Raw genomic sequence first — 25,736 nt, 5'->3', positions numbered from 1 at the left:
ATCCTCATCGAGACCGAGCCGGGATTGTTCACCCGGCCGCGCTCATAGCCCGAGCAGCGAGCCTCCGACCAGCCGACCTATCCCACTCCCAGCGACGAAAGGGACATCAGCTCGCGGAACGCACTCTTAGAGGGTGTGGACGAGGTGCCGTGGGGGCGGCTCGGGTACTGGTCTGGAGGTTCGGCCGCGGTGCCCGGCCTGCTGCGGGAGCTCGCGGCGGTGCCGCCGGGGTCGTCGGAGGAGTCGCCGGTGTGGCGGCTGCGGGACGGGCTGTTCCAAGGAATGAGCACGCCCGGCGAGGTGTACGACGCGGCCCCGTACCTGGTGCCGTACCTGCTGGAAGTCGTGAAGATCGCGCGGCAGCCCCACCGAGGACTGGTCGTGGACCTGATGACCGACATCGCGTTGGCTCAGCCGCACCGTGACGTGTCCTGGGATCCCGCCGCCGGACCCGAGCCCGACCACGCGGCGCTCGCACGGGCGGCCATGACCGCCGACGTCGACACGATCGCGCGGTGGCTGAACGATGCCTCCCCGAAGATCGTGGCGGGGACGGCGCGCTTGCTCGCTCTCTTGCCCGAGGCCGCAACGAGGAGTTTGCCCGCGTTGCGCGCGCGGGCCGAGAAGGGGGTGAGGCCGGCAGGCGATGCCGGAGCGGTGACCTGTGTGCTGGCCGTGGCGTGGCTGGCGGCGGCCGATCACGCGGAGTGGTTCGCCCGTCTGCGCCATGCCACCACCGCGCACCGTGATCTGCGCGCCATGGCCGTGGTGGGGCTCGCGCTGGCCTCCCCGGCGGCGGAACCGGACAGTGACGCCGCGGTCGCGCTGCTGGCCGACGCACAAGCCGACCCCGCATCGACGTTCGGGCACCTCCGATGGCACGGCGACGGCGTCATGCCCGCCGGTTCGGCTCTGCGGCGTGTCGAGCACTGGCAGCGGGCAGTGGCCCGGGATCTGCTGGCCCGTCCGGGGCTGCAGAGGATCGACCAGGCTCTCCACGGTGCACGCGAGGCGATCGAACATTGGCGCGCCGCGCCGACCGAGTTGCTGCCCATGGTCGCCGACCGCGTGCGTGACCTGGTCTCGGCTCCCTCGTCAGTACGGCGCAGGCGCAAGCTCGGCCAGCAGGACCCGCTGGTGAGCGCGGTCGAGCTGATCGCCCACTCGGGGCGGGCAGCCGCCGGTCACGCCGACCTGCTGGCCGAGCTGCTGACCGGCGACCCCGCCGAGCCGTGGCCGGACGTGGCCGGTCCCGCCGTGGAAGGGCTGGCCCGGCTCGGTGACGGCCGCTGCGTTCCCTGGCTCGTGGCCGCCTTCCTGGACGAGTACGGCCACGTGAAACATCTCGACGTCCGCGACATCCTGCCGGCCATGGCGGCGCACTCGGACGCGCTGATACCCGCTCTGCGGACCTACCTCGGATCCCCTCGATACGACAGCCGCGACTGCCTGAACGCGCTGGTCTCGTGGGGACCGGCGGCCGCACCGCTGGCACCGGCGGTCGCCGCCCACGTGTCCCCGGCGTACCTGTCCGTCGCGCTGCCACTGTTCGGAGCGATCGGCCCGGGTGCCATCGACGTCGAACCGCAGGTGCGGGCCTTGCTCGACGAGGGCGACCGGGCCGAGGCTGCCTGGGCGCTGTGGCGGATCACCGGCGAGCCGGGACAGGCCCCGGCGCTGCTCACCGAGCACCTCGCACGCTACGGCGGCCATGCCGCCCACGACACCGCGCCGATGCTCGAACAACTCGGCCCCGCCGCCGCAGCCGCCGTCCCGGTCCTGCGCGAACACCTCCACGACCCGGAGCATGGCCATCTGTACGACCGGGTGGCGATCGCTCGAGCGCTGTGGGCGATCACGGGCGACGGCGAAGGACTCGTCACACCGCTGCTCGATGCCATCACGGCCAGGCCACTGCCCGGATGGGGATGGCGGAGGCCCGCCCCAGAACTGCTCGCGGTGCAGGCACTGGGCATGATGGGCCCAGTGGCCTCCGCAGCCGTACCCGCGCTGGAAGCCATCGCTCACGGCCGTGCCCGGGTGACAGAACGCGCCGTCCGGGCCGACGAGCGCTACCAGCGCGCCGCCCAGCGTGCGCTGTCCATCGTTGACAAGCAGCCTCCCTCGAGCACCCGACCGGGTAAGTGAGCACTTCGAGCGGCTCACGTTCGCGCAGCCGGGCCGCCGCCGATCCGCGGCGGCGGAAGCGACCGTCTCCCTCGTCCCGCCCCTTCTCCAGGTCCTAAAGGAGGCCCTCCAGATCGCGTTCGCCGTCGGGGGTCTGGGCGCCGCAGGCCAGGCCGTCGCGGACCAATTCTGTGGCGGCAGGGCGAATGATCTGTTTCATCCAGGCGTCGTTCTCCGCCGGAGCCCCTCGGCCAGGTCCTCCGGCGGGACGAACGGCCACCGCGTGATGCTCCGGGTACGACCAGGTGCCCGGCGGTGTGCGGTGGCCGTCCTTGCGAGTGTGCGCCCGCCAACGCGATCTGACAGACGGCGGCTGAGCTGGCGGAATCCCGGAAAGCCCTGCTGGGCTGCTTTGTCCGGCGCGGCGACGCGCTGTTCGATCTGACCGACGCGGTGCTGGGCCGCTGGACCAGTGCCGTCACCGCCTCATCTGTCACTGGATCCGCTGCATCACCGTGGCCATGGCAGCACCTACGCCGCGCCTGCCCAGGGACGCATCCACACCGAGGCCATGCGGGATCTGCCGGCCGCCCAGCACACCACGACCGCGCCGGTCTTCGCCGTTGACGTCAGCTGCCTGCCACGCTGCGACGCCGAATGCTCACCCGGCCGTGGCTACCACCACCATCCCAGCCACCACTCCGGAAAACGCGATCATCGCCGGTCGGGCGTTCTCCTGGCTGGCCGGACCGGTGAGCGCGAACTCCTGGAACCCGACCGCTGGACGTGCAACGCGTCCCACCGGCGGATACGACGCGGTCCGTCGGGCGCTCGCTGTCGCCGGCGCCCGACGCAGGTGCTGGTACGCATCCGCAGCGACCGTTGCTTCTACGCCACACCGCCTCCCGAGGTCACGAACCAGGTGGGCAGGCCACGCCGCTGCCGGACAGGGCCGCCATCGCCGCGCTCTGATGTGCGGTGTGGACACCGCCGCAGCGTCGTACGACAAATCGCATGCGCGCCTGTCCCTCGTGCGAGCTACCGCAAATGTCCACCGTGCGGGGACGATTCCAGACCGCAGAATCCCTAGCATTTCCCGGCGTGGCGGCGGCGCCCCGCCGCAGAATCCCCCACGTAAGGGAGCCGTCTTCCAGTTGTTGTAACAGCTCGTTCCAGTCGCGGCGATCGCTTTCTTCGATGGGCAACGCCTTGCGCTCTCAGCGAGGCAGCAGCAAGCCCATCCTGGAGAGGGAACGGGACATCGCCCGGGCCGGCTGGTAGAGCCCGGTTCGCATGCACGACGCGAGCGGACGCCGACACAGGTCGCGAACCGTCGCGCTTCTCGAAGCGCCGCCATAGGGGCGCCCTCAAGACGAAACGGAGAATCCCATGGTCAGCAGCTTCCCTGTCAACAATTCTGGGGTGGTTTGATGCATATCGGAGTGTTCGTAGATGAGATGGGACCGTCGCTGGACACGGTCATCGATCAATCTCAAGCCGCGGCCAAGGCCGGCTTCGCCGGGGTGTGGCTGGGCCAGCGCACCGGCCGGGACGCGCTGACCACCCTGGCCGTGCCCCGCGAGCACCCCCGTGTGCGCGAACGCCGCCGCTACGGCGTCCTCAGTAGGCCCCGTCAACTCCCGTAGCCCGGGCGCCGCGCTGCTCCCCGGGGGCGCGTGGGCGGGGGCGCGTTCCAGGAGGGTCTGGCGGTCGGCCGCCGCCGTCAGCGGGGTGGGGTCGAACCCCAGCGCGCCGGCCATGGCCGTGCCGGCCGAGGACCAACGGCCCGCCAGGCGGGTGGCGCCGGCGGCACCGGGCGGCGGGCGTACACGCCGTCCCCGTCCGCCACGTGGTCGCTCACCTTGCCGGCCGCCAGGAACGGCGACGCCGAGGCCGCCAGCCGTACCCCCTCGGACTCCACCACGTCGGCGCCCTTGAAACCGCGTAGCGCCCTCCGGCGCGGCGCGGACGTGGGCGACTGGGCCTCGGTGAGGACGGACACGAGTAGTTAGCTGCTGTCGGGGGACGAGCCGATCCCAACCTCGCAAGCAGCCCAGGAGGATGTGAAGACCGTCAGCCCTCCCGCAGGTCACGCCGCTGGAAGGCGACGGTCCCCGCCGACAGGAGCACTGACGTGAGCGCGCCGAGCCACAGCAACGGACCGACATCCAAGGGTTGGCTCAGCGCCTGCGGGACGTGTGCGAAGGGCGACAGGTTCCTGACCCGGTCGTCCAGTTGGAGTAGCTCACCGAGCTGGCCCAGCAGGGCGAAGGCCGCCAAGGCCGCCCACGCCAGAGCGGTCAGGCGGGGCAACAACCCGAACAGCAGCATCGCGATGCCCGCCAGGGTCCACGTAGCCGGCACCTGGACCAGCGCCGCACCAAGCAGGCGCATGGCCTGACGGGCCGGCTCGCCGATCCGCAGGCCGTGTGCGAGCCCGGCCGCCAGTCCGCCCGCGGTGATGATCACAACGCTGCCGCCGAGGGCCATGCCCAGATGGCTCAGGGCCCATCGCCAGCGGACCACGGCCGTGGCCAGGACCGGCTCTGCCCGCAGAGCCGACTCCTCACCCTGCAGTCTCAGCGTCGCCTGCACCGCATAACCGCCGGCAACCAGGCCCATCAGGCTCAGCTCGGCGGCCAGGAACGTGTCGGTCAACGCGCTCGCGCCGCCGACCTGATGAAGTATCGCGGCCAGTTGCGGGTTGTCACCGACGATGTCGCCGACGCTGTAGGCCAGGGCGCCGAACAGCAGCCCCACGACCACGAAGCCGATCCCCCAGCCGAGCAGGCCGCCGCGCTGCAACCGCCATGCCAGCGCCAGCGGGCTCGCGAGATACGCGGCGGCGTCGGGCTTGCCCGGCCGCGCCGGCACGAGTCCGGCGCCGAGGTCGCGCCGCCTGGCAAGCAGCGCCGCCGCGGCAACCAGCGCCAGCCCGGTGACGACGAACAAGGCGAGCACCCACCAGCGCTCGCCGGCGAACGCCCGCACCCGCTGCGCCCAGCCCAGCGGGGACAGCCACGCTAGCGCTTCCACCTTGGCAGCGTCGCCGAGCGCGCGCAGGAGGAAGGCCAGGCCGAGCGCCGCGGCGGCGAGGGCGTTGGTGGTTCGCGCATGAGTGGTGAGCTGGGCGGCGAGCAGAGCAACACCAGTGAACACCCACCCCGTGCCGCCCACGGCCGCGCCGAAGGCTAAAGCGCCCGCCACGGGCAGCCCCTGCCCGGCCAGACCCAGCGTGATCAGCAGAGCGATGAGCACGTTCGCGCCCGTGGCCACGAGCACCGCCGCAGCCGACAATGCGTGACGGCCCACCCGGCAGGCACCGACCAGCTCGGCCCGGCCGGTCTCCTCCTCCGCCCGCGTGTGCCGAGTCACCACCACTATGCTCATCAACGCCGCCAGCGCCGCGGACATGGTGGTGGCCCGCCACGCGGTCAGCCCGCCGACCGAGGTCGCGTCGAACACCGGCCCGGTCAGCGCCTGCAACGCCGGCGCCGAACCGATGGTCACGCCCAGCGCGATACGCTGGCCGGCTTGCGGATACAGGTCGGCGATGGCCGCGGCGCTGACCGTGATCACGCCGGCCACCACGACGACCCAGACGGGCAGCAGAAGGCGGCCGCGGCGCAGCGCCAGCCACACCATCGTCAGCGTGCCGGTCATGCCGCGACTTGGTAGTGGCGCAGGAAGAGCTCCTCCAACGTGGCCGGCTGACATGTCAACGCGCGCACGCCGGAGTCGGTGAGCAGGCGCAGCACCGCCTGAAGATGCTCAGCGTCGATCTGGAAACGGACGTGGCAGCCGTTGACGGTCAGGCCATGAACTCCGTCCAGACCGGGCAGGCCGTCGGGGAGGTGGTCGAGTTCGGCGCTGATCGTGGTGCGAGTGAGGTGGCGCAGCCCGGCCAGGGTTCCGGTCTCCACTGTCCGCCCGTCGCGGATGATCGTCACCTGGTCGCAGAGCGCCTCAACCTCCGACAGCATGTGGCTGGACAGCAGCACCGTACGGCCGGCGCGCCGTTCCTCGGCGATGACCTCCCTGAACGCCGCCTCCATCAGCGGATCCAGGCCCGAGGTCGGCTCGTCGAGCAGCAGCAGCTCGACATCCGAGGCCAATGCGGCGATCAGGGCCACCTTCTGGCGGTTGCCCTTGGAGTAGGCGCGTCCCTTCTTGGTGGGGTCGAGGTCGAAGCGTTCCAGCAGCGCCGCCTTGCGCTGCCGGTCGATCCCACCGCGCAACCGGCCGAGCAGATCAATGGCCTCCCCGCCCGACAGCGTTGGCCACAGCACGACGTCGCCGGGCACGTACGCCAGCCGCCGATGCAGCTCGACCGCGTCTCGCCACGGCTGGCCTCCGAGCAACTCGGCGTGCCCCGATTCGGCCCGCAGCAGGCCGAGCAGAATGCGCAGGGTGGTGGTCTTGCCCGCACCGTTCGGACCGAGAAAGCCGTGGACCTCACCGGTTCGTACCGTGAGGTCGAGCCCGTCCAGGGCACGAACCTTGCCGAAATGCTTGGTCAAGCCGCTGACAAAGATGGCCGGGCTGTTCGTCAAGAGAGCCTCCGCGAAGCCGGTCCGATATGACGTTGCCGACCAGACTTCCCGGCGCTCCAGCACGACAGTAACAGCGCCGCCGGGCGTCCACCAGATGGCCCCGCCCTCACAGAGCACGCCAGGATCAGCGCCGCTCCCCCGAACCTCGCGTGCGCGTACAGCGTCGATGATGTGACGGCGTCACGGCAAGGTCGGCGCCGGGGCGGCTGTCCACACTTCGGCGTGACCGTGCGCCGAAGCCGCAAAGCCACGGCGGAACCAGGTCCAGGCCCTCCCGGGTGATGTCGAGCAACGATCAACAGGCTCGTTGAAGGGCTCTGGATGCAGGCGTTGTGTTCCGCTACTGGTGCCTCCCTCACGGCTGGTGTATTAATAAAGCGAGCCTCGCTTTATTAATAGGAGTTGAGAGTGGCACGGACGGTCAACGCGACGGCGTACGCGGCCAGGAGGGACGCGTTCCTCGACGCCGCGCAGCACCTCATCGAGACCAAGGGTTACGCGCAGATGAGCGTGCAGGAACTGGCGGAGCGGGCGGGCGTGTCGCAGGGCGCCTTCTACCACTACTTCGATTCCAAACCGGCGCTGCTGGAGGCCCTGATCGAGCGGGCCGCGGCCCAGTTGCGCGCCCACCTGTCCACCGCGTTGGAAGAACCCGGTCTGCCTGCGGTGCAACAGCTCCAGCGCTTCCTCTCCGCGCTGGCCGGCTGGAAGCTGGCGCGCAGAGACGCCCTCATGGCGCTACTGACGGTGTGGTACTGCGACGACAACGCCCTGGTCCGCCAGAAGATGCGTCCCCGGCTGGCCGATCACATGGCGCCGCTGCTGTCCGCGATCGTCCGCTCCGGGATGGACGAGGGCGCCTTCTCCGTACGCCACCCCGATCAGACCGGCCGCGTGCTGGTCGCCCTCATCCAGGACCTCAACGACACACTCGGCGAGCTGTTTCTCACCGACCGCACGACGGCCGTCGAGATCGAACACGCCGTGGCCGCGTACACGGACGCGATCGAGCGAGTGCTCGGCGTGTCCGCCGGCTCGGTGACGCTGGTCGACCCAACGACACTGCACGACTGGCTCTCGAAGGAGTGAAAGATGGTCATCGCCTTGAAGATCCTGCTCGGCCTGTACACGCTGCAGGCCCTGGTCAAGTTCGCCAACATGTTCGCGGTGCCCTATACGGTCCGAATCAAGCGGATCGCCGCCATGTACAGCGGCAACGGCCGTCCCATCAAGATCTTCGACGATGTGCTGCTGGCGTTCATGGTGGTGCTGGTGGCGCTGCAGGCGGCGGTTGGGCTGGAACACCTGAGCTTCACCACGGGTCTGATGGTCGGCTTGACGCTGACCCAGTTGTTCTTCCACCGGTTCAACCGGCCGCTTGAACCGGACAAAGCTCCCTCGCCGCCGACCTCGCCCATCAAGAGCATGTCGTACGCCATCCAGGCCAGCCCGGTGCTGGCCTGGCGTGAACTCCTCGTCCAGACGGTGCTCTTCGCGTGGGTGCTGTACATGCTGATCACTCAGAACGGCGCGTGATCGGCCAGGCGAGCAGCCGGCTCAGCCCTAGGTGAAGCGGCGGATTATGTAGCGGCGAACCGGCGGCAGGGAGGCCAGCCGCAGAGGTAGCAAGCTCAACCACAGCAGGAGGGGGCTGGTGGGAGCGTAGACGCCTTTGACGCGGCGGCCGAGTTTCTGCTTGCGCTCGGCTTCGGGTCGGATGGCCGCCTCCCACGCGGCCAGCGCGGCGGGGACGTCGCCGGGGTGGGCGGCCAGTTCCGTGCCGAGGCGGTCGGCGCCGCCGACGGCCAGGGACGAGCCGTATCCGGCGAAGAGGGTGACGCACCAGGCGGCGTCGCCGAGCAGCATCACCCGGCCTTTGCTCCAGGATGCTGCGACGACCTGGCTGATGGTGTCGAAATAGACCGATTCGGCCCGCTGAAGTCCGGCCAGGGCTTCGGGGATGATCCAGCCGAGGTCGCCATAGACGCGCTGCAGTTCGGTGGTCACGTCCTCGCCCGGGTGGGCGTGGCTTGTGCGGTAGCCGAAGAAGGCGACGTTGCGCCCGTCGGGGTGCTGATGACCGCGACGGTGCGGCCGCGGGATGACAGGGTGCCGGTCGCGCCGGTGGCGATGGTGGCAGGGCGCTTGTCGAGCATGTAGACGGCGACTTTGTGCTCCAGGTCGAGCAGGAAGTCCTCTTCCGGGCCGAACAGCAGGGCGCGGGTGGCCGAATGCAGGCCGTCGGCGCCGATCAGCAGATCGCCCTCCTGCGTGGTGCCGTCGGTCAAGGTCACGCGTACGGTGTGCTCGTCCTGGTCGACGGTGGTGAGGGTGGCGCCGAAGCGGATCTCGGTGTGGTCGCGGACCTTCTCGTACAGGACGGCTTCGAGGTCGCCGCGCAGGATGGTGATCGAGCGGGGGCCGGTGGTGGCGGTGATGGTGGCGCGGTCGAGGGAGAAGCGGCGTTCGCCGTTCGGCTTGTGGTAGACGAGTTCGTCGGTGATGAAGCCCTTTTTGAGCAGGTCGGGCAGGATGCCCATGCGTTCGGCGGCGTCGTAGCCGATGCCGCCGAAGGCGACGGCGTAGCCGCCGCCGCGCCGTTCTGGGGCGCGTTCAACGATGAGGGTCTCCCAGCCGATCTGGTGCAGACGCAGGGCTGTGGCCAGGCCGGCGATGCCGGCTCCGATGATGATGGCGCGCATGAAAGGGTGTGCTTCCTTAGCGTGAGAGGTGGTCGAGTAGCCGCTGTTCGGCGGCGGCGTCCAGCCAGGTGTCCGGGGAGGGGGCGTCCGCGCGGGGTGCCGGGTCGCCTTCGGACTGCAGCCAGGTCCAGGTGTCGGCGAGGGTCTCGCGCAGCGGGCGGGTGGTGAGGCCTTCGGCCAGGGCGGCGCTGACGTCGGCGTCGTGCATGCCGCTTGGCGCGCTGCCGTCGGGCAGCCGCAGCCCGAACTCCATGCCGAGCAGCAGGTCGTGACGCAGGAGCAGCTCCGGCTCGGCCCACACCAGTTCGGTGTCGCAACCGGTGACCTCAAGGGCCGTGGTGAGCAGGTCGCCGAGGGTGATCGCGCCCGGTGGGCCGGTCGTGGTGAAGGCTCCGCTCAGGCCGCGTTCGGCCGAGCGCAGCAGCCAGGTGGCCAGGTCCCGGACATCGATGTATTGCAGGGGCGTCCGGGCAGGGGCGGGTGCCAGGACCCTGCCACCCTTGCTCAGGCGGCGCAGCCACCACGGGATGCGGCCGACGTCCTCGTACGGGCCGAGAATCATCCCGGCTCTGGCCAGCAACGCCGCCTCGGGGAAGTACTCCAGGACGGCGAGTTCGCCGCCGCGCTTGGCCGCGGCGTAATCCGCGTCATCGGTGCTGCCGGGGTCGCCGTCGACCAGGGGCGCCTGCTCGTCGGCTCCCGCGGGCCAGGGCCAGCGGGACACGCCGCGGCTGGAGACGTAGCCGTAGTGCCCGGCCCTGCCGGACAGCAGGCGGGCGGTGTCGCGCACCACGCGGGGCGCCCAGGCCCAGGTGTCGATGACCGCGTCCCATTCGTGGCCGTCCAGCGCCCGCCGGACCGCCTCGGGGTCGGTGCGGTCGGCGATCAGCGGCCGCACACCGGGCGCGGGGGCGCGGCTGAGGCCGCGGTTGAGCGTGCTCACATCGTCGCCGCGCTCCAGCGCGGTCTCTACGACGGCGCGGCCCACGTGGTGGGTGCCGCCGAGAACGAGCAGTTTCATGACGCTCCTGGGGTGAGGGGCAGCCAAAGGGCTGACAGGTGATGGTGGTCGTGGAAGATCTCGTGCTCGGACGCGCGCAGGCCCGTCCCGGTCGCGAGCGGCTCGCCGGTGCCGGGGTTTCGGCCGAAGCGCGGGTGGGCGCCGCTGGAGACCTGCAGCCGGATGCGGTGGCCACGCTTGAACCTGTGGGCCATCGGCCACAATGCGATCTCGACCGTGCGGATGTCGCCCGGGTCGCGCAGGCGCACGATCCCGTCGCACACGTTGATCGACCGGCCGCGCGCGTCCACGTTGCACAGGCGGGCGAAGTAGTCGACGTGCGGGTTGGCAGAGCGCGCGTGCAGCCGCACGCGTACCGGGCCGACCGCCTCGACGTCGCCGGGCAGGGGCGCGGTGGTGAAGGTCAGCACGTCGGCTCTGGCCTCGACGGCGCGGTTGTCCCGCGCCCCGGCCGACAAGCCCACCTGAGTGCTACCGACGGTGGGGGTCGGGTCGGCGGGGTCGTAGCGGTAGCGGCTGGGAGGGCTCTGGCCGTCGTGCGGGGTACGGCTGAGGCCGCCTCCCGGACGCAGGAACCATGGGGTCGGCTCGTGCGCGGGCGGCCACGCGGGCACGTCGATCCAACGGCCCGCCCCGGTGACGAACAGCCGTACACCGGTCGGCGCCTGCCGCCCGAGCAGCACGGTGTCCAGCGAGGCCAGTGCGTCGTTCAGCCCCTGGCGGGTGTAGAGGCCGCGCCCGTGGCTCCAAGGGCCGACCAGCAGCCGCACCTGGCGCCCGGCCGCGACCAGGGCGGCGTAGTCGGCCAGCATCCCTGGTAGGAAGAAGTCGTGCCAGCCGCCCTGCACATGCACCACTGGCGGCATGCGCTCGGCGTTGGCCCGGTGGTCGGTGCTCGCCCAGTACTCCTCACCGGGACCGTGCCGCACCCAGTCCCGAAACCAGGGCACGGGGTGCCCTGTCAGCACCTGGTCAGCCTCCTGCAGGGGAAGGGTGAGCGTGGCGCGCGACAGCCGCCGGGCGGCGCCGACCAGGCCGGCCATCTGGCGGGTGATGCCGTAGCCGCCGGTGAACATCCGCTCCACCAGCTGCACCCAGCCCAGCGCGTTGCCCGTTGCGAAAGCCCCGCCGGGGTACATGAAGCCTTCGGCGAACGACGATGGCGCGTCCTGAATCAGCGCGATCTTCCACTCCGGGATGTCGCGGGCGGCCAGCTCCCACTGCACCAGGCCGAGATAGCTGGCTCCCCAGGTGGCCAGCTCGCCGCCGAACCACGGCTGGGCACGCAGCCAGCTCAGGGTGCCGTCGCCGTCGGCCGGGTCGATGACGAAGCCGTCGAAGCGGCCACCGGATCCGGCCGTGCCGCGCACGCTCTGGTACAGCACCTGGTAGCCGCGCTCGGCCAGCAGCGCGGGAAGCCGGTCCAGGACGTTGCCGCGGCCGTACGGGCTGCGCAGCAGCACCAGCGGCGGGCGGTGCTGGCCCGCCGGGTAGTAGTGCGTGGCCAGCAGCCGCACACCGTCGGCGGCCGGGATCTCCACGTTTCGCCGCACGCGCACCCGGTGACGCAAGGCGGGCCGCACGCCGTACAAACGGCTGAGCAGGGTCATAGCCGGTCAACTCCCTATCGACGTGGAACTGGATGTCACATCGCCGACCAGGCTTCCCGGCACACCACCGAACCTCTCGCGAGAGGCCGACACGAGAAACTATACCGACTTTTCAGAAATTTCTGAAGTCTCGGTTCATTCGCTATCCTGCTTGCGCAAGGAGGCATACGTGAACGACAGGCATGAGCAGTGGCAGGCGGCCGAACGGCTGGCCCTGACCCTGGTCGAAGGCGGGCTGCAACGCATGTCCGCGCGCACTCTGGCGGTCTTCCTGTTCACCGACCAGGAGAGCGTCACTGCCGGCGAGATCGCCGACCGGTTGGAGGCCAGCGCGGGCTCGGTCTCCGGCGCGATCAAATCCCTGCTGACGGTCGGCCTGATCGAACGCCTGCCCGCGCCGGGCAGCCGCCGCGAGCACTACCGGCTCCGCGACGACGCCTGGGCCACCCTGTTCACCAGCCAGAACACCGTCATCCAGGCCATGCTCCAGGCCGCAGCCGCCGGGATCGCCGCCACCGAAACCGGCGATCCCGCCCATCAGCGGCTGACCCAGATGCGCGCCTTCTACGCATTCCTGCTCGGCGAACTCCCCGCCCTGTTGAACCGCTGGCACGAGCAGAACACCTGACCCAGCCCGCCGGCCGCGTGGGTCGGCTGTCTGGTGGGCGATCTGCTGCAGTTCCGTGCCGTGCTCGAGGACCTCGTTGTTCCGTTTCGTTGATCGCTTCCGCCATGGTTCGTACGGTCCCTGAGACCGGTGGCGGTGTGTGGGGCGGTCGATATCGACCCCGACGTTCTCCGAGGATCAACTGGCGCAGCTTCGCTCGATGTCGGAGCCGGCGGCCGGAAGGCGGCCGGTCCCGGCCATGCCCGCAGCCAGCGTTCCGAGCAGTACGAGGCCGGCGAGGACGCCATAGGAGGCGACGTAACCGCCCATCACCTCGGTCAGCAACGCTCCCGCCCCCGGCGCCAGCGCGGTCGCAGCCGTGACGGGTGCGGTGAACACACCGTTGATGCGGCCGAACGCCCGGGTGCCCCACCTGTCGGCCACCGCAGTGGCCTGCAGAAGGGTGAACAGTCCGCGGATCGCCCCCGCCAGCACTGAGACCACGATCAGCAGCGCCGTGGGGCCGGGAAGAAGCCCGAGCGCGAGCACGGACACGGCAGCGGCGGCGAGCAGTCCGACCGTACGCGGCCGTGACTCGACCCGGGCTGACAGAGCCCCGTAGGCCAGCCTCCCGAGCAGTTGTCCCGCGCCGCACAGACCGAGGGCGACGGCGGCCAGATGGGTGTCCATCCCCCGCCACGTCAGGAGTGGCACGAGGTTGACCGTGGCCGCGAACATGCCCAGCGCGGCCGCCGACATGGCCACGGTGAGCATGATGAAGGCACGGCTGCGTGCGACGGTCGCCGGGTGGGGGTCCTGCCGGTGCGCGACGCGGCTCGCCCCGGGCCAAGGCGGCGTCAGCGCCAGCGCGTGCAGCGGAATGGTGACGGCTCCCAGAATCACGGCGAGCAGCAGGAAGACACCCCGCCAGCTCATGAAGTCCAGCAGGTACGCCGTCAGCGGGGCGAACACCGTGCTGGCCAGACCCCCCACCAGGGTCAGCGTGGTCAGTGCCCGCAACCGGTGCGGGCCGTACCACGAGGTCAGCGCCGCGAACGCGGGAGGGTAGAGCACCGCGGCCTGGGCCACGCCCGCCAGCGCCCAGGCGGCGTAGAAGGCCGGCAGGCTCGGAGCCGCCGCGATCGCCAGTACGGATACGACGCCCACCACCGATCCGGCCGTCATGACCTGCCGGGGCCCGCGGACGTCGATGAGCCGCCCGACGACGATCCCGGCCACGGCTGACACGACGGCGCCGAGGGAGAAGGCGCCCATCGAGGCGGCGGCCGACCAGCCGGTGTCGGCGCTCACCGTACTCACCATCACCGGGAAGGCGTAGTACAGCACGCCCCATCCGGTGATCTGGGTGACGCACAGCGCGATCAGGGCGCGTCGCAGTCCACGCTGCACACCCGTCATGCGACCGGCTCATGTCTCAACGCGGCAAGGCCGCAACGTGCGAGGTGGCGGCCGGCCGGGGGCCAGGATTCGGCGGGCCTCCGGCGAGAGCGCGGGCGCGCTCGATGAATGCCGCCAGGGGCAGCAGGCCGGCTCTGCGAAGACCTGCCCGGCCTGTTGGACAGGACGGTCGACAGAGCACACATCGCGTACCTTCCATCAGAGTCCGATGGAGCCGGCCGCATCGTGGATATAGGCGGCAAGCTGACCGGCGACGTAGTCGGCGTCGCGGCTCACCCCGCGCACGGTGTTGGAGGAGAACGAGCGCTGGAACTCCAGCCCCAGGTAGACCAGCCCGACGTGGGTGGTGGAGATCCCGTGGACGTGTGCGGGCAACCCTTCGGCGCCCAGAGCTCCCAGTGAGCGCAGGTAGCCGAGATCGGGCCGGTATCCGGTGGCGAACAGGGCTACGTCGACCTTCTCCCGCCTCCCATCCGACCAGACGACCCCGTCGCCGTCGAATGTGGTGAACATCGGCTGCCGGTCGAACCGGCCCGATTCCAAGGCGTTGTGGTAGTCGCCGGTGTCGAGCACGAGCGGGCCGGGCAGGAGGTGCCCGAGCCATGAGCCGGACAGCAGGTCGAAGCCGCTGGTCTCGAGCCAGTGGTGCAGATCCTGGCCGCCGATCCGCTGCTGCATGAACGAGATCGGCTGCAGGGTCGCGATGGTCACCGAAGCGACCTCGGCCAGTTCGTAGGCCACCTGGACGCCCGAGTTGCCGCCTCCTACGACGACGACTCTCTGGCCGGCGTACCGCTTGGGGTCGCGGTACTGCGCCACATGCAGGATCTCTCCGGTGAAGTCCTCCTGGCCTGGCAGGACAGGCTGGTACGGCGTGCCGAAGGAGCCGCTGGCGGCAACGATCCCGGCGGCGGGGATGGCCTGACCGTCGGCGGTCCGGACGACGAACCCCCGGCCACGGGATTCCACGCCGCTGACTCGTGTCCCGGTGCGGATCTCCACGTCGAGATGGGCGGCGTAGCTCTCCAGGTAGTCGGCGACCTCGTCACGTGTCGGATAGCGATCGGGATCGCCCGGGAAGGGGAAGCCGGGCATCGCGCTGTAGCGGGCGGGCGAGAACAACGTGAGGCTGTCGTAGTAGCCCGGCCAGGAACCCGAGGGGCGATCGCCGGCCTCCAGGACGAGGGGCCGCATACCCGCATCACGCACGGCACGCGCTGCGGCCAGGCCGGACTGCCCGGCTCCGACGATGACGACTGGATCGGTTGGTGTGGTCATGCCCGGGAATATATATCTGTGATTAGAGATATGTCAATGTGCAGATATGCTGATTGAATGTCCCGGGAAGGGGGACCCATGCCGCAAACCTCGACCACGACCGCCGGTCCGGACGCCGATAGGCGTGCCTGTGCAGCGCCCGACACAACAGCGTCCGACACAACAGCGCCCGACGCACAGGAAGAGCCGGTCGAGCTCAGCCCTGCCGTGCACGGCTTCCTCAAGGCGCTGGCCAGCCCGACCCGGCAGCGCATCATGCTGCTGTTCGCCCGGGGCGCGGAGCTGTCGGTGAACCAGGTGTCCCAGCTCGCCGGAATCGGTCAGCCCCGAGCCTCCGAGCAACTCGCTGAGCTGAAAAGGGGCGGCATCCTCACCTCCCGCAAGGAAGGCAAGGTCGTTCTGTACCGGGCCGACAAGGAGACCGTCGCCTCTGCCCTGTCCAACCTGCAGGCCTATCTCCAGCACTGCTGCTGATCGCCGAGCGGACCCGGCCGATCCACCGGCTCGGTTCAAGCCGACGTTGTCGCCATGCCGCATGCCGGCGCGTTTGGCCTGCGGAATCATGCAGGTTCACGGGGTCGCCTGAGCTGTTTGCGGATCGTGGCTGCGCATGTACCGAGCGCCGCCGCGGGTGGCCGGCCTGAACCCGCGCGGTCACCCGCCTCGATGGGGGAGCGCCGGACAGGATGGCAGGTCGAGTGGAGCCGGTGGAGAAGGCAGTTCGCATCGAGATGCTCCTCACCTCATGCACGCCGGTTGAGCCGTGGAACGCGGGGCGGCCCGCCCAGCCCTGACGATGGGCTGAGCGGCGGCCGAGCGTTGTGGGGGGTGGGCGGTGTTATCCGGCCAGGGCGGCGAGTTTGAGGGCGGCGGCCGGTTCGACGCCCAGTTCGTGGGCTGCGGCCATGACCGCGTCGGCGGGGTTGGTGTGCTGGGTGAGGTGGCGGGTGGTGGCGGCCATGAGCTTGGCGGGAGTGTCGGGCGGCAGGCCGAAGTCGTCGGTGATGGCGCGCACGGCCAGGGTGATCGAGCAGACGCCGGTCTCGGGCAGGTCGAGCCGGATGTCGCGGGCGGCTGCCCAGTCGCCGTCGAGCGCGGCGACGACGGAGCGGGCCTGCTCATAACCGGTGGCCAGCAGGAAGGTGGGGGCGCGGCCGTAGCTCTTCATCCCGATGGCGTAGTAGCCGGGCTCGGGGTGGGCCAGCTCGTCCACGCCGTGGGGGCGTACGGTGCCACAGGAGTGGTCGTTGGGGTCGATCAGCGGGGCGAGCAGGCGGGTGGTGCCGAGGATGGGGTCGAGGTCGAGCCGCAGTTCGGCGGCGATGGAGTGGTCCGGCCGGTAGCCGGTGGCGGCCACGACGTGATCGGCCTTGAGGGTGCGATCGGAGCCTGCGGGCTGTCGGGAGCGGAGTTCGACGGTGCCGTCGGTCAGGACGCGGACGGCGTTGACCTTGAAGCCCGCCGCCAGGTCGACCAGGCCCTTGTCGATGAGCAGGCGCAGGCCCGAGCCGAGGGAGCCGCGGGCGGGCAGGGCGTCCGCTTCGCCGCCGCCGTAGGCGCGGTCCGGCGCGTCGGCGCGGATGGCCCAGGTGATGCGGGTGCCTGGCGCCTGCTCGGCCAGGTCGGCGAGCGTGAGGAGCGTGGTGGCGGCCGAGTGCCCGGCGCCGGCCACGATCGTGTGGCGGCCGGCGAAGCGGTCACGGTCGGCGCCGAGCACGTCGGGCAGGGCGTGGCAGATCCAGTCGGCCGCCTGGCGCTCGCCGTGGGCGGGCAGCCCGTTGGCGCCGAGCACGTTCGGTGTTGCCCAGGTGCCGGAGGCGTCGATCACCGCCCGCGCGCGGATCTCGCTGTCGTCGGCCAGCCGTATGACGAACGGCGCGTTCTCGCGGCCCGCCGTACGGAGCCGGTCGACGTGTACGCGGCTGATCGCTGACACGCGCGCCCCGTAGCGGACGTGCGGAGCGATCGAGGGATGACCGGCCAGCGGCTCGAGGTAGGCGGAGACGAGGTCCTGGCCGGTGGGCAGCGTCTCGGGGTCGGGCGGCGTCCAGCCGGAGGCGCGCAGCAGGCGCACCGCGGCGGCGTCGGTGTTGTAGCGCCATGGGCTGAACATGCGCACATGTCCCCACTGGCGCACCGAGGAACCGGCGACGGGCCCGGCTTCCAGGACGACGAAGGGCAGGCCACGTTCATCCAGGTGAGCCGCGGCGGCCAGGCCCACGGGGCCGGCGCCGATGACGGCCACGGGCAAAGCGGTGTTCATCGGGCGAAGTCCTTTCCAAGTCGAGCGGTTCTGCGCAGCGGTGTCAGGGCCAGGCCGGAGACGGCGTACATCACCAGGCCGTAGGCCAGCACGATGAGGCTGACGAGGGCCGCGGCGGCGGCCAGCACGATCCCGTAGGCGCCGGCCCGTCCAGAGCCAGGCCGTGCACCACCGCCACCGCGGCGGCCGGCACCACCACGACGTTCACCGCCATGGCCGCCACCAGCGCGCGCGGGCGGCGCAGCATGGCGGTCAAGCCTTGCCCGGTGAGCGCGGTGCCGATGGTGATCATGGTCGCCACCAGCAGCAGGAGAAGTCCCAGCGTGACCAGTGGAGACCCCATGTCACAGGCCGTAGGCAGCCAGGACGCCGCCGGCGTAGGCGGCGATCGGCGCCGCCACGTGTTCGGCGTCGCGGTGCACGCCACGCAGGGTGTTGGAGGCGAAGGAGCGCTGGAACTCCAGTCCGACGTAGCCGAGCCCGAGGTGGGTGGTGGACAGGCCTCCCGCGTGCAGGGGCAGCCCTGTTTCGTCGAGGGCGCCGAGCGGAGCCAGGTAGTCCAGGTGCGGCAGGTAGCCGGTCGCGTAGATCACCGCATCGACGCGCTCACGCTCGCCGCCGGCCCGCACCACCTGGTCGCCGTCGAAGGCGGAGAACATCGCACGGCGCTGCAGGCGGCCGTCGGCCAGGGCGGCGGCGTAGTCGCCGGTGTCCATGACCAGGGTGCCGCTGGCGACTCGGGCCAGCCAGGCGGGCGGGAGCTGGTCGAAGCCGGTGGTGGTGTGCCAGTAGTGCACGTCCTTGCCGCCGACGATCTGCGGCATGAGCTGCAGCGGCTGGCGGGAGGCGATCGTGACGTCGGCCACCTCGGCCAGTTCGTAGGCGACCTGGACGGCGGAGTTGCCGCCGCCGACCACCACGACGCGCTGCCCGGCGTAGTGCTTGGGGCTGCGGTAGTCGGCCACGTGCAGGGCCTGCCCGGTGAAGCCGTCCTGGCCCGGTATGGCGGGGATGTAGGGGTTGCCGAAGGAGCCGCTGGCCGCGATCACACCCATGGCGCGCAGCGTCTCCCCTGCGGCGGTGTGCACCAGGAAGCCGCCTGCGCCGTCGCCCTCCACCGCGGTGACGCGGATGCCGGTGCGGATCTCGGCGTCCAGGCCGTCGGCGTAGCGCTGCAGGTAGGCGACGACTTCGTCGCGGGTGGGGTAATGGTCGTCGTCGCCGGGGAAGTCCTGGCCGGGCATGGCGCTGTAGCGGGCGGGCGAGAACAGGGTGAGGCTGTCGTAGTAGCTGCTCCACGAGCCGGTGGGCGTCGGGCCGGCTTCGAGGATGACGGGCGTGCGACCGGCGGCGCGCAGGGCGCGGGCGGCGGCCAGGCCGGACTGGCCGCCGCCGATGACGATGGTGTCCACGCCGCCAGATCATATCCTCATATCCAGAAATGACAATACAGTAGAGTCGTGCCATGCAGACGGCAGGCAGCGGCATCCAGCTCACCGACGCGGCGCGCGGCTTCCTCAAGGCACTGGCCAGCGACACCCGCCAGCAGATCCTGTTCCTGTTCGAGGGCGGGGTGGAGCTGACCGTGAGCCAGGTGGCCGAGCGCCTGTCGCTGGCCCAGTCGGCCACCTCCACACACCTGGCGACGCTGCGCGAGGGCGGGGTGCTCACCTCCCGGCGCGAGTGGAAGACCGTCTACTATCGCGCCAACCCCGACGGGGCGCGACAGGCGCTGGCCGACCTGCAGGCCGCTTTGGCCGCGTGCTGCCCGCCGGGCGATGACCCCTCCGCCGGCGGTTGCGGCTGACCGGGCCGGAAGCGGCCACACGTCCCAGCTTAGGCGCTCGTCTAATTTGACAATCCTCTAATCAATGGTTCAGAATCTGAGCTGTTTAGATGAGCTTCTATTCAGGAGGTGCGCGATGCGCGCTCTGCTCACCCGCCTGCGCCGCCCCGCTGGCATCTCGGGGGACATCTCGGGCGTCACCTTCAACGAGGCGACCTCGGAGGTGTGCGACCGCACCTGCCGCGCTGAGGCCGCCATCGAGCGCGCCCGCACCTCCGCCCTGTCGTCCCTGTCCTTCCGCTGACCCGCGCGCCATCTGGAGAGCCGTCATGAGTGACCGTTGCTGTGGCACCACCGCCATCGAGATCGAGCCGTTCACCACCCCTCAGCAGACCACCCCCGGGCAGACCGGCGCGCTGCCGGTCGTCGTGATCGGCGCCGGCCCGGTCGGCCTGGCCGCCGCCGCCCACCTGGCGGAGCGCGGCATCGACTTCACGATCCTCGAAGCCGGCGACCGCGTCGCCGCCTCGGTGGCCCAGTGGGGCCACGTTCGGGTGTTCAGCCCGTGGAAGTACAACGTCGACGCAGCCGCCCGCCGTCTCCTGGAGGCCGACGGCTGGACCGCTCCGGACGGCGAGTGGCTACCCACCGGCGCCGAGCTCATCGATGACTACCTCGCCCCGCTGGCCAAGCTGTTCGGTGACAGGGTGCGCCTCGGCGTGAAGGTCACCGCGATCAGCCGCCTCGGTTACGACCGGGTACGCACGGCAGGCCGGGAGGAGGTGCCGTTCCTGATCCGCCTGGAGAGCGGCGAAGAGCTGCGGGCGCGGGCGATCGTCGACGCGTCCGGCACCTACACCAGTCCGAACGTGCTCGGGGCGAGCGGCCTGCCCGCGCATGGCGAGGGTGCGGTGTTCGTCGACCACGCCCTGCCCGACGTGCTCGGCGCGGACCGTGACCGCTACGAGGGCAGGCACACGCTGGTGGTCGGGGCGGGGCACTCGGCCGCCACCACCCTGCTGGCCCTGGCCGAGCTGCCGGACACGCCGATCACCTGGGCGATCCGCGGCGGCAGCGCGAGCCGCACGTATGGCGGCGGCGACGCCGACGCGCTCCCGGCCCGCGGGGCGCTCGGCACCCGGCTGCGCGCCCACGTCGAATCCGGCCGCATCACCCTGCTGACCGGTTTCTTCACCCACCGCGTCAACGCCACTGACCAGGGCGTCGAGGTGGTCAGCCGCGACCCGTCCGGGCACGAGCAGAGCGTCACCGTGGACCGGATCGTGTCGGCCACCGGCTACCGCCCCGACCACTCCATCGCCGCCGAACTCCGGCTCGACCTCGACCCGGTGCTCGGCTCCACCCGCGCCCTGGCCCCGCTGATCGACCCCAACCAGCACTCCTGCGGCACCGTCCCCGCCCACGGCGTGGACGAGCTCGCGCACCCCGAGCCCGGCTACTACGCGGTCGGCGTCAAGAGCTACGGCCGCGCCCCCACGTTCCTCATGGCCACCGGGTACGAGCAGGTTCGCTCCGTGGTCTCCGCCCTGGCCGGGGACTGGGATGCCGCCCGCGACGTCCAGCTCGACCTGCCCGAGACCGGCGTGTGCTCCTCCAACCTGGCCGAGGCCCAGGAGCAGCGGGTCGGCCTGGCCACCGGCATCAGCGGCGGCCTGCTGTCCACCCCGCTTCCCCTCGCCACCGCCACCGCCACCGCCGAGTCCGGCGGCGGCTGCTGCGGGTGAAAGGAACAACCCCGATGTCCGACGGCTACCCCACCGCCGCCCAGAAGGAGGCATTGCGCCTAATCTGCGACCACGAGCCGATGCCCGCCCACCGGCTGGCCGACGAACTGGTCGCCGCCCGCAGGCCCAGCACCAACCCCGGATACGCGCCAGCGATCGCCCGAATGGCGGGAACGCTCGCCTGGCGTCTGCAAGCCCAAGGCTTCATCACCGAGACCCACGCAGGCGGGTGGGCGACCACGGCTGAAGGCCGCGCGCTGATCGCCTGTCCGGCATGAGTTCCACCGCCGAGACCGCCGCCCTCGAACAGCAGGGCGGCGGTCCGCCGCGTTCCGGACATGGCCGGCGGGTCGTCGCTGCGCTGGCCATCACCCAGACCATCGGCTACGGCGTGCTCTACTACGCCTTCTCCGTCTTCCTCGCCCCGATGGCGCGCGACCCGCACGCCACCAACACGCAGGTCGCCGCCGCCCTCACCCTGTCCATCCTGATCGCGGCCCTGTGCGCGCCGCTGGTCGGCCGCCTGCTGGACGTCCGCGGCGGGCGCGCGCTGATGACGGCGGGGTCGTTGCTGGGCGCCGCAGCGGTGCTGGCCTGGTCCAGGGTGGAGAGCCTGCCGCAGTTGTACGCGGTGTTCGCGCTCGTCGGCGTCGCCTGCTCCATGGTGTTGTACGAGGCCGCCTTCGCCGTCATCGTCTCCCTCTACGCCGGCAACGAGCGCGGCCGGGCGAACGGGCTGCTGGCACTGACCATCGTCGCCGGGTTCGCCTCCTCGATCTTCCTGCCGCTCACCGGCCTCCTCGTCGACCGGTACGGCTGGCGTACGGCGCTGGCGATCCTGGCCCTGGTCTACGGGATGGCGGCGATCCCGCTGCACGCCCTCGTACTGCGCCGCCGCACCCGTACGGCAAGCACGCAGGCGTCCGCCGCGGCGCGGGAGCGGGCCGACATCGTCAAGGCGGCCACCCGCCGGCGGCCGTTCTGGTTGCTGGTGATCGCCTTCACCGCCAACGGCGGCGCGGTCGCCACCGTGGCGGTCCTGCTCATCACCTACCTGATCCACCTGGGCCACTCACCCGTGCTGGCCGCCACCCTGGCCGGGCTGCTGGGCGTGCTGTCAGTGACCGGCAGACTGGTCACCACAGGCCTGCAGACCCGGCTGCCCGCTGCCCTCATCGCCGCCGCCATCTTCGCCCTGCAAGGCGTGGCCGCCCTCCTCCTGCCGCTGATCGGGCGTAGCGTGGCGGGCGCGATCGGCGCGGTGCTGCTGTTCGGGCTCGGCTTCGGCATCGCCTCCATCACCCTGCCGCACCTGCTGGTCGGCCGCTACGGCACCGCCGCCTACGCCTCGCTGGCCGGCCGCATCGCCGTCTTCTCCGTCGCCGACAAGGCGCTGGCCCCGCTCGGCGCGGTCGCCCTCGCCCAGGCCGCAGGGTATGGCTGGGTGATGGGCGCGGTGGCCGCCGCCTGCGCGATCGCCGCGTTCGCGCTGGTGGCCTACCACCGCTTATAATTTCGACAGACTTCTAATCAGGAGGGTTGTCATGACCGTCCCCGCCGGCCAGTGCTGCGCCCCGATCGCCCGCGAACCGCTGGCCGAGGACGCCGCCGCCGAGCTCGCCGTCATGCTCAAGGCGGTCGCCGACCCGGTACGGCTGCGCCTGCTGTCGATGATCGGCTCCCACGCCGGCGGCGAGGCCTGCGTGTGCGACCTGACCGGCACCTTCGACCTGACCGCCCCCACCATCTCCCACCACCTCAAGGTGCTGCGCACGGCCGGGCTGATCGACGGCGAACGGCGCGGCACCTGGGTCTACTACCGCATCATCCCCGAGGCGGTGAACAGGCTCGGAGCCTTGTTCACCCCGCTCACGGAGTCCTCTTCCGGACCCGCCCCTCAGCTGACCCCTGGGCCTGCCACGGGAAGCACTGAGCTGGAGCTGCTGCCCACATGACGGCCGACCCCGGCCCGTCGACGTCCTGGTGATCGGCGGCGGGCAGGCGGGCCTGGCCGCCGGGTACTACCTGCGCCGGGCGAAAACCGACTTCGTCATCCTCGACGCCCAGGACAGGGCCGGCGGCGCGTGGCGGCACGCCTGGAACAGTCTGCGCATGTTCTCGCCCGCTCAATACAGCTCACTGCCCGGCCGCATGATGCCCATCCCCCGGTGGGGGCTACCCGAGCGCGGCCGAGGTCGTCGCCTACCTGGCCGACTACGAACGCCGCTACGACCTACCGGCGCTGCGCCCGGTGACGGTGCACGCGGCGCGGCGCGGCGACGGTCACCTCCTGGTCGAGGCCGGTCACGGCGTCTGGCAGGCCACGGTCGTGATCAGCGCGACCGGCACCTGGTGGCGTCCCTACATCCCGCACCATCCCGGTCTGGCGCGACTTCGGCGGGGAGCACCTGCACACCGCCGGCTACCGCGTCCCCGAGCCGTTGCGCGGCATGCGTGTGGTCTGGCGGCCAGCAGCCGGGCGGCACGGCCGGCGCCGATCAACGTGGCCGAGGCGGGCCGTGGGCTCGGCCTTGAGCACGCCGCGGTCGCGGGCCTCGCGCACGGGTGGGACGGCGACGATGTCACCCAGGTCACCTCGGCGAGCGTGGACGCTTCGGCCAGCAGCTGGGCGGCGGAGTTGCCGCCGCCGACGATGAAGATCTCCACCCAGCTGTAGTGCGCTTCGCGCCGCGCCTGGCAACCAGAGCGACCTCTAATTAGATTCTCATCTATCTTGACGGACATCGAAACAACGTGAGATGGTGGCGACTGCTTAGATATCCATCTAACTTATGGCTGGGGTGGGCGATCCACCCTGCTCGGCAGGGAGACCACGATGACGAACCAGACCAGCGGCGGCTTCCTCGGCGACCTGGAGGAGGCCTTCGCCCCGCCCGCCGCCGGAGGCTGCTGCGGCTCCCCTTCTACCCCCACCGGCCGGCAGTCCAACGGCGCCGGGCAGGCCACGGAGCTGACCGCTGCGGCGACGGCCTGCTGCGGCAGCCCGGCCGCCGCCAGTCAGGCCGCCCAGGGCGGTTGCTGCGGCCAAGCACCGGCTCCGGCCAGCACTCAGGCCGGCTCCCAGCCAGCCGCCGGATGCTGCGGATGACCACCACAGCGCCTCGCCTCGGCCAGGGCAGGCCGGACCTGGCCCTCCTGGTGGAAGCGGTGTCGGCCACCCGCATGCACGCCACGGTGCGTGAGCTGGCCGGCGACCGCTATGCCGGGCGGCGCGTGGGCTCGCCCGGCAACCGCGCCGCCGCCTCCTGGCTCGCCGAACAACTTGGCGAGCTGGGCGCGCAGGTGCAGCTGTCGGAGTTCGACGTGGCAGGGGTGCGCGAGTTGTACGCGACGCCCGTGCTCGAATGGAGCAGCGCCGGGCGGACGCGGCGCCTGGAGCACCGCCGCGACTTCGTCGAGCACCTGGCCTCCGCCGAACTGCCACATCCGCGCACCGCCCTCCTGACCAACGTCCCCGAGACCGATCCCAAGGCCGGCCCGGAGAGCGGCCTGCACGGCCGATGGGTGCTGGCCGACGCCACCACCTGGGGGCGAGCGTGCGAGCTGGCCGAGGCGCAGGGCGCGGCCGGAGTGCTGACCGTACGCGGCACCGACACCGACGGCTGGATGCCCAAGATGATCGCGGGGCCGCCTGCCCGCGCGGTGCCCGTCATCGCCGTGCGTCCCGAGGTCCACCGGCATCTGAGCGAAGCCCTGGACAACGGCCTGGTCCAGGTGACCGGCTCAATGCCGCTGCGGCAGATCGCCACCCGAGGCCGCAACGTTTACGCCCGTTTTCCCCGCACCGAGACCCGCGGCCACCGAGGTGGTGACGGTCACGGCGACGGGCCTGTCGGTGTGAACCAGGGGCTGCGGGTATTGCTGAGCGCGCACTACGACGGCGTCGGCGACGATCCCGACCGGCGCCTGCCCGCGGCCGCGGACAACGCCTCCGGGGTGGCCGCGGTCCTGGAGGCCGCCCGAGTGCTGGCGGCCGCTGCTCCACCCGGGGCGCTGGAGCTGACGGCGGCCTTCCTGGATGCCGAGGAGGCAGGCGCGTGGGGCTCGGCCCACCACGCCGCCACCCTGCCGCCGGACACGCTCGTGATCAACCTCGACGGTGCCGCACAGCTGCACGAGGCCGCCGCTGTCGAGGCGGGCGGACCCGCTCACGCTTTGCTGGCCACTCTGGACCAGGCCGCCCGCCTGACCGGCGTGCCGCTGAAGGCGGGCGCGATGGCCTCCGACAACCGCCGCTACGCCGCCGCCGGTCTGGCCTCGATCGGTGTCGGCATGGGCATGCCCGGCTACCAGACTCCGGCCGAGACTCCGGATCGCGTGCAGCCGGACACGCTGATGGCCGCCGCCCGGCTGCTGGTGGTGACCGTCATGCTGCTCAACACGTAGGAGGAACGCCAGAGCGGGAAACAGCTCCCCTCACCCAGGCTGTCGAGGCGGCCAAGGCCAGTTCGACGGCAGGCCGCAGAGCTGGCCGGTTCACAGTCAGGACGATGATGACGCATGACGGCCAGCGTGCGCGGCGCTATCCGGTCGGCGGCGCGCCGTCTCGCGCGGCGAGAGCGGCGAGGGCCTCGGTGGCCGACACGGCGGTGATCAATGCTCGG

General features: G+C 71.2%; 27 protein-coding genes and 1 pseudogene. 16 read left to right on the top strand and 12 right to left on the bottom strand.

Translation table 11 applies throughout. The features are described 5' to 3' along the window. The first annotated feature begins 135 nt into the window (after window positions 1-135). On the top strand, window positions 136-2,148 hold the full coding sequence (locus ACTWPV_RS36715) for a hypothetical protein (protein WP_443155295.1): 2,013 nt from the start codon (window positions 136-138) through the stop codon (window positions 2,146-2,148). A gap of 1,436 nt (window positions 2,149-3,584) precedes the next feature. Continuing rightward, window positions 3,585-3,773 (top strand): hypothetical protein, encoded by a 189-nt coding sequence (locus ACTWPV_RS36710; RefSeq protein ID WP_443155294.1) that lies wholly within the window; start codon window positions 3,585-3,587, stop codon window positions 3,771-3,773. A 77-nt stretch (window positions 3,774-3,850) separates the two neighbouring features. On the opposite strand, the gene ACTWPV_RS36705 is transcribed toward ACTWPV_RS36710, so the two are convergent. From ACTWPV_RS36705 to ACTWPV_RS36695, 3 genes are all read right to left on the bottom strand, one after another. Further along, window positions 3,851-4,129: a hypothetical protein gene (locus ACTWPV_RS36705; protein WP_443155293.1), complete on the bottom strand. Its 279-nt coding sequence runs from the start codon at window positions 4,127-4,129 to the stop codon at window positions 3,851-3,853. 71 nt (window positions 4,130-4,200) lie between these two features. Then, a complete protein-coding gene (locus tag ACTWPV_RS36700; protein WP_443155292.1) occupies window positions 4,201-5,790 on the bottom strand; it encodes an ABC transporter permease in 1,590 nt (529 codons plus the stop codon). After that, window positions 5,787-6,680 carry an ATP-binding cassette domain-containing protein gene (locus tag ACTWPV_RS36695; RefSeq protein ID WP_443155305.1) on the bottom strand — a complete coding sequence of 298 codons (894 nt, stop codon included), beginning with the start codon at window positions 6,678-6,680 and terminating at the stop codon, window positions 5,787-5,789. The genes ACTWPV_RS36700 and ACTWPV_RS36695 overlap by 4 nt, the downstream gene beginning before the upstream one ends. A 408-nt stretch (window positions 6,681-7,088) precedes the next feature. Here ACTWPV_RS36695 and ACTWPV_RS36690 point away from each other — a divergent pair, with 408 nt between their 5' ends. Both ACTWPV_RS36690 and ACTWPV_RS36685 read left to right on the top strand, forming a co-directional pair. After that, window positions 7,089-7,769, top strand: coding sequence for a TetR/AcrR family transcriptional regulator (locus ACTWPV_RS36690; protein ID WP_443155291.1), 681 nt, complete (start codon window positions 7,089-7,091; stop codon window positions 7,767-7,769). A gap of 3 nt (window positions 7,770-7,772) precedes the next feature. Then, on the top strand, window positions 7,773-8,216 hold the full coding sequence (locus tag ACTWPV_RS36685) for a hypothetical protein (RefSeq protein ID WP_443155290.1): 444 nt from the start codon (window positions 7,773-7,775) through the stop codon (window positions 8,214-8,216). A gap of 27 nt (window positions 8,217-8,243) precedes the next feature. On the opposite strand, the gene ACTWPV_RS36680 is transcribed toward ACTWPV_RS36685, so the two are convergent. Genes ACTWPV_RS36680 through ACTWPV_RS36665 form a run of 4 tightly spaced genes read right to left on the bottom strand, consistent with a single transcriptional unit; the run spans window position 8,244 to window position 12,013 of the window. Beyond that, window positions 8,244-8,687 carry an FAD-dependent monooxygenase gene (locus ACTWPV_RS36680; protein WP_443155289.1) on the bottom strand — a complete coding sequence of 148 codons (444 nt, stop codon included), beginning with the start codon at window positions 8,685-8,687 and terminating at the stop codon, window positions 8,244-8,246. Then, the gene (locus ACTWPV_RS36675; RefSeq protein ID WP_443155288.1) at window positions 8,684-9,382 is read right to left on the bottom strand and encodes an FAD-dependent oxidoreductase; all 699 of its coding nucleotides are present in this window, start codon (window positions 9,380-9,382) and stop codon (window positions 8,684-8,686) included. Before ACTWPV_RS36675 ends, ACTWPV_RS36680 begins: the two co-directional genes overlap by 4 nt. A 16-nt stretch (window positions 9,383-9,398) precedes the next feature. Beyond that, complete coding sequence (locus ACTWPV_RS36670) at window positions 9,399-10,403, bottom strand: NAD-dependent epimerase/dehydratase family protein (protein ID WP_443155287.1); 1,005 nt, start codon at window positions 10,401-10,403, stop codon at window positions 9,399-9,401. After that, window positions 10,400-12,013, bottom strand: coding sequence for a CocE/NonD family hydrolase (locus ACTWPV_RS36665; protein ID WP_443155286.1), 1,614 nt, complete (start codon window positions 12,011-12,013; stop codon window positions 10,400-10,402). The genes ACTWPV_RS36670 and ACTWPV_RS36665 overlap by 4 nt, the downstream gene beginning before the upstream one ends. A gap of 169 nt (window positions 12,014-12,182) precedes the next feature. Here ACTWPV_RS36665 and ACTWPV_RS36660 point away from each other — a divergent pair, with 169 nt between their 5' ends. After that, window positions 12,183-12,641, top strand: a complete 459-nt coding sequence (locus tag ACTWPV_RS36660) for a GbsR/MarR family transcriptional regulator (RefSeq protein WP_347778802.1) — start codon at window positions 12,183-12,185, stop codon at window positions 12,639-12,641. A 177-nt stretch (window positions 12,642-12,818) separates the two neighbouring features. On the opposite strand, the gene ACTWPV_RS36655 is transcribed toward ACTWPV_RS36660, so the two are convergent. Both ACTWPV_RS36655 and ACTWPV_RS36650 read right to left on the bottom strand, forming a co-directional pair. Further along, the gene (locus ACTWPV_RS36655; RefSeq protein WP_443155285.1) at window positions 12,819-14,039 is read right to left on the bottom strand and encodes an MFS transporter; all 1,221 of its coding nucleotides are present in this window, start codon (window positions 14,037-14,039) and stop codon (window positions 12,819-12,821) included. Between the two features lie 198 nt (window positions 14,040-14,237). After that, entirely contained in the window at window positions 14,238-15,317 is a 1,080-nt protein-coding gene (locus ACTWPV_RS36650; RefSeq protein WP_443155284.1) for a flavin-containing monooxygenase, read from the bottom strand. Window positions 15,318-15,395: 78 nt separating this feature from the next. Here ACTWPV_RS36650 and ACTWPV_RS36645 point away from each other — a divergent pair, with 78 nt between their 5' ends. Then, the gene (locus ACTWPV_RS36645; protein ID WP_443155283.1) at window positions 15,396-15,791 is read left to right on the top strand and encodes an ArsR/SmtB family transcription factor; all 396 of its coding nucleotides are present in this window, start codon (window positions 15,396-15,398) and stop codon (window positions 15,789-15,791) included. 364 nt (window positions 15,792-16,155) lie between these two features. Here ACTWPV_RS36645 and ACTWPV_RS36640 read toward each other — a convergent pair whose 3' ends face one another. The 3 genes from ACTWPV_RS36640 to ACTWPV_RS36630 form a co-directional block, all read right to left on the bottom strand. Beyond that, the gene (locus tag ACTWPV_RS36640; protein WP_443155282.1) at window positions 16,156-17,580 is read right to left on the bottom strand and encodes an FAD-dependent oxidoreductase; all 1,425 of its coding nucleotides are present in this window, start codon (window positions 17,578-17,580) and stop codon (window positions 16,156-16,158) included. 70 nt (window positions 17,581-17,650) lie between these two features. Then, complete coding sequence (locus ACTWPV_RS36635) at window positions 17,651-17,923, bottom strand: hypothetical protein (protein WP_443155281.1); 273 nt, start codon at window positions 17,921-17,923, stop codon at window positions 17,651-17,653. Between the two features lies 1 nt (window position 17,924). Next, the gene (locus ACTWPV_RS36630; RefSeq protein ID WP_443155280.1) at window positions 17,925-18,992 is read right to left on the bottom strand and encodes a flavin-containing monooxygenase; all 1,068 of its coding nucleotides are present in this window, start codon (window positions 18,990-18,992) and stop codon (window positions 17,925-17,927) included. Between the two features lie 53 nt (window positions 18,993-19,045). On the opposite strand from ACTWPV_RS36630, the gene ACTWPV_RS36625 reads away from it, so the two are divergent. The 10 genes and pseudogenes from ACTWPV_RS36625 to ACTWPV_RS36580 all read left to right on the top strand — a co-directional run bounded on the left by ACTWPV_RS36625 (window position 19,046) and on the right by ACTWPV_RS36580 (window position 25,518). Then, window positions 19,046-19,387: an ArsR/SmtB family transcription factor gene (locus ACTWPV_RS36625; protein ID WP_347778791.1), complete on the top strand. Its 342-nt coding sequence runs from the start codon at window positions 19,046-19,048 to the stop codon at window positions 19,385-19,387. A 115-nt stretch (window positions 19,388-19,502) separates the two neighbouring features. Continuing rightward, entirely contained in the window at window positions 19,503-19,670 is a 168-nt protein-coding gene (locus tag ACTWPV_RS36620; protein ID WP_347778789.1) for a hypothetical protein, read from the top strand. Between the two features lie 25 nt (window positions 19,671-19,695). Next, window positions 19,696-21,111 (top strand): FAD-dependent oxidoreductase, encoded by a 1,416-nt coding sequence (locus tag ACTWPV_RS36615; RefSeq protein ID WP_443155279.1) that lies wholly within the window; start codon window positions 19,696-19,698, stop codon window positions 21,109-21,111. A gap of 14 nt (window positions 21,112-21,125) precedes the next feature. Beyond that, window positions 21,126-21,389 carry a hypothetical protein gene (locus ACTWPV_RS36610; RefSeq protein WP_347778786.1) on the top strand — a complete coding sequence of 88 codons (264 nt, stop codon included), beginning with the start codon at window positions 21,126-21,128 and terminating at the stop codon, window positions 21,387-21,389. Further along, window positions 21,386-22,624, top strand: a complete 1,239-nt coding sequence (locus ACTWPV_RS36605; RefSeq protein ID WP_443155278.1) for an MFS transporter — start codon at window positions 21,386-21,388, stop codon at window positions 22,622-22,624. The genes ACTWPV_RS36610 and ACTWPV_RS36605 overlap by 4 nt, the downstream gene beginning before the upstream one ends. A 31-nt stretch (window positions 22,625-22,655) precedes the next feature. After that, complete coding sequence (locus tag ACTWPV_RS36600; RefSeq protein WP_443155277.1) at window positions 22,656-23,066, top strand: ArsR/SmtB family transcription factor; 411 nt, start codon at window positions 22,656-22,658, stop codon at window positions 23,064-23,066. Between the two features lie 28 nt (window positions 23,067-23,094). Further along, a pseudogene (locus ACTWPV_RS36595) lies at window positions 23,095-23,301 on the top strand (NAD(P)-binding protein); the annotation flags it as partial. A 61-nt stretch (window positions 23,302-23,362) separates the two neighbouring features. Further along, the gene (locus tag ACTWPV_RS36590) at window positions 23,363-23,788 is read left to right on the top strand and encodes a hypothetical protein (protein WP_443155306.1); all 426 of its coding nucleotides are present in this window, start codon (window positions 23,363-23,365) and stop codon (window positions 23,786-23,788) included. 159 nt (window positions 23,789-23,947) lie between these two features. Continuing rightward, on the top strand, window positions 23,948-24,220 hold the full coding sequence (locus ACTWPV_RS36585; RefSeq protein ID WP_443155276.1) for a hypothetical protein: 273 nt from the start codon (window positions 23,948-23,950) through the stop codon (window positions 24,218-24,220). Further along, a complete protein-coding gene (locus tag ACTWPV_RS36580; RefSeq protein ID WP_443155275.1) occupies window positions 24,217-25,518 on the top strand; it encodes a M28 family peptidase in 1,302 nt (433 codons plus the stop codon). The genes ACTWPV_RS36585 and ACTWPV_RS36580 overlap by 4 nt, the downstream gene beginning before the upstream one ends. Window positions 25,519-25,736: the final 218 nt, after the last annotated feature.

The organism is Nonomuraea sp. KM88 (genome assembly GCF_052245635.1).
In the GTDB taxonomy this organism is placed as follows: Bacteria; Actinomycetota; Actinomycetes; order Streptosporangiales; family Streptosporangiaceae; genus Nonomuraea.
Note: the sequence above shows the minus strand (reverse complement) of the source record. Positions and strands in the feature narration are given on the sequence as shown.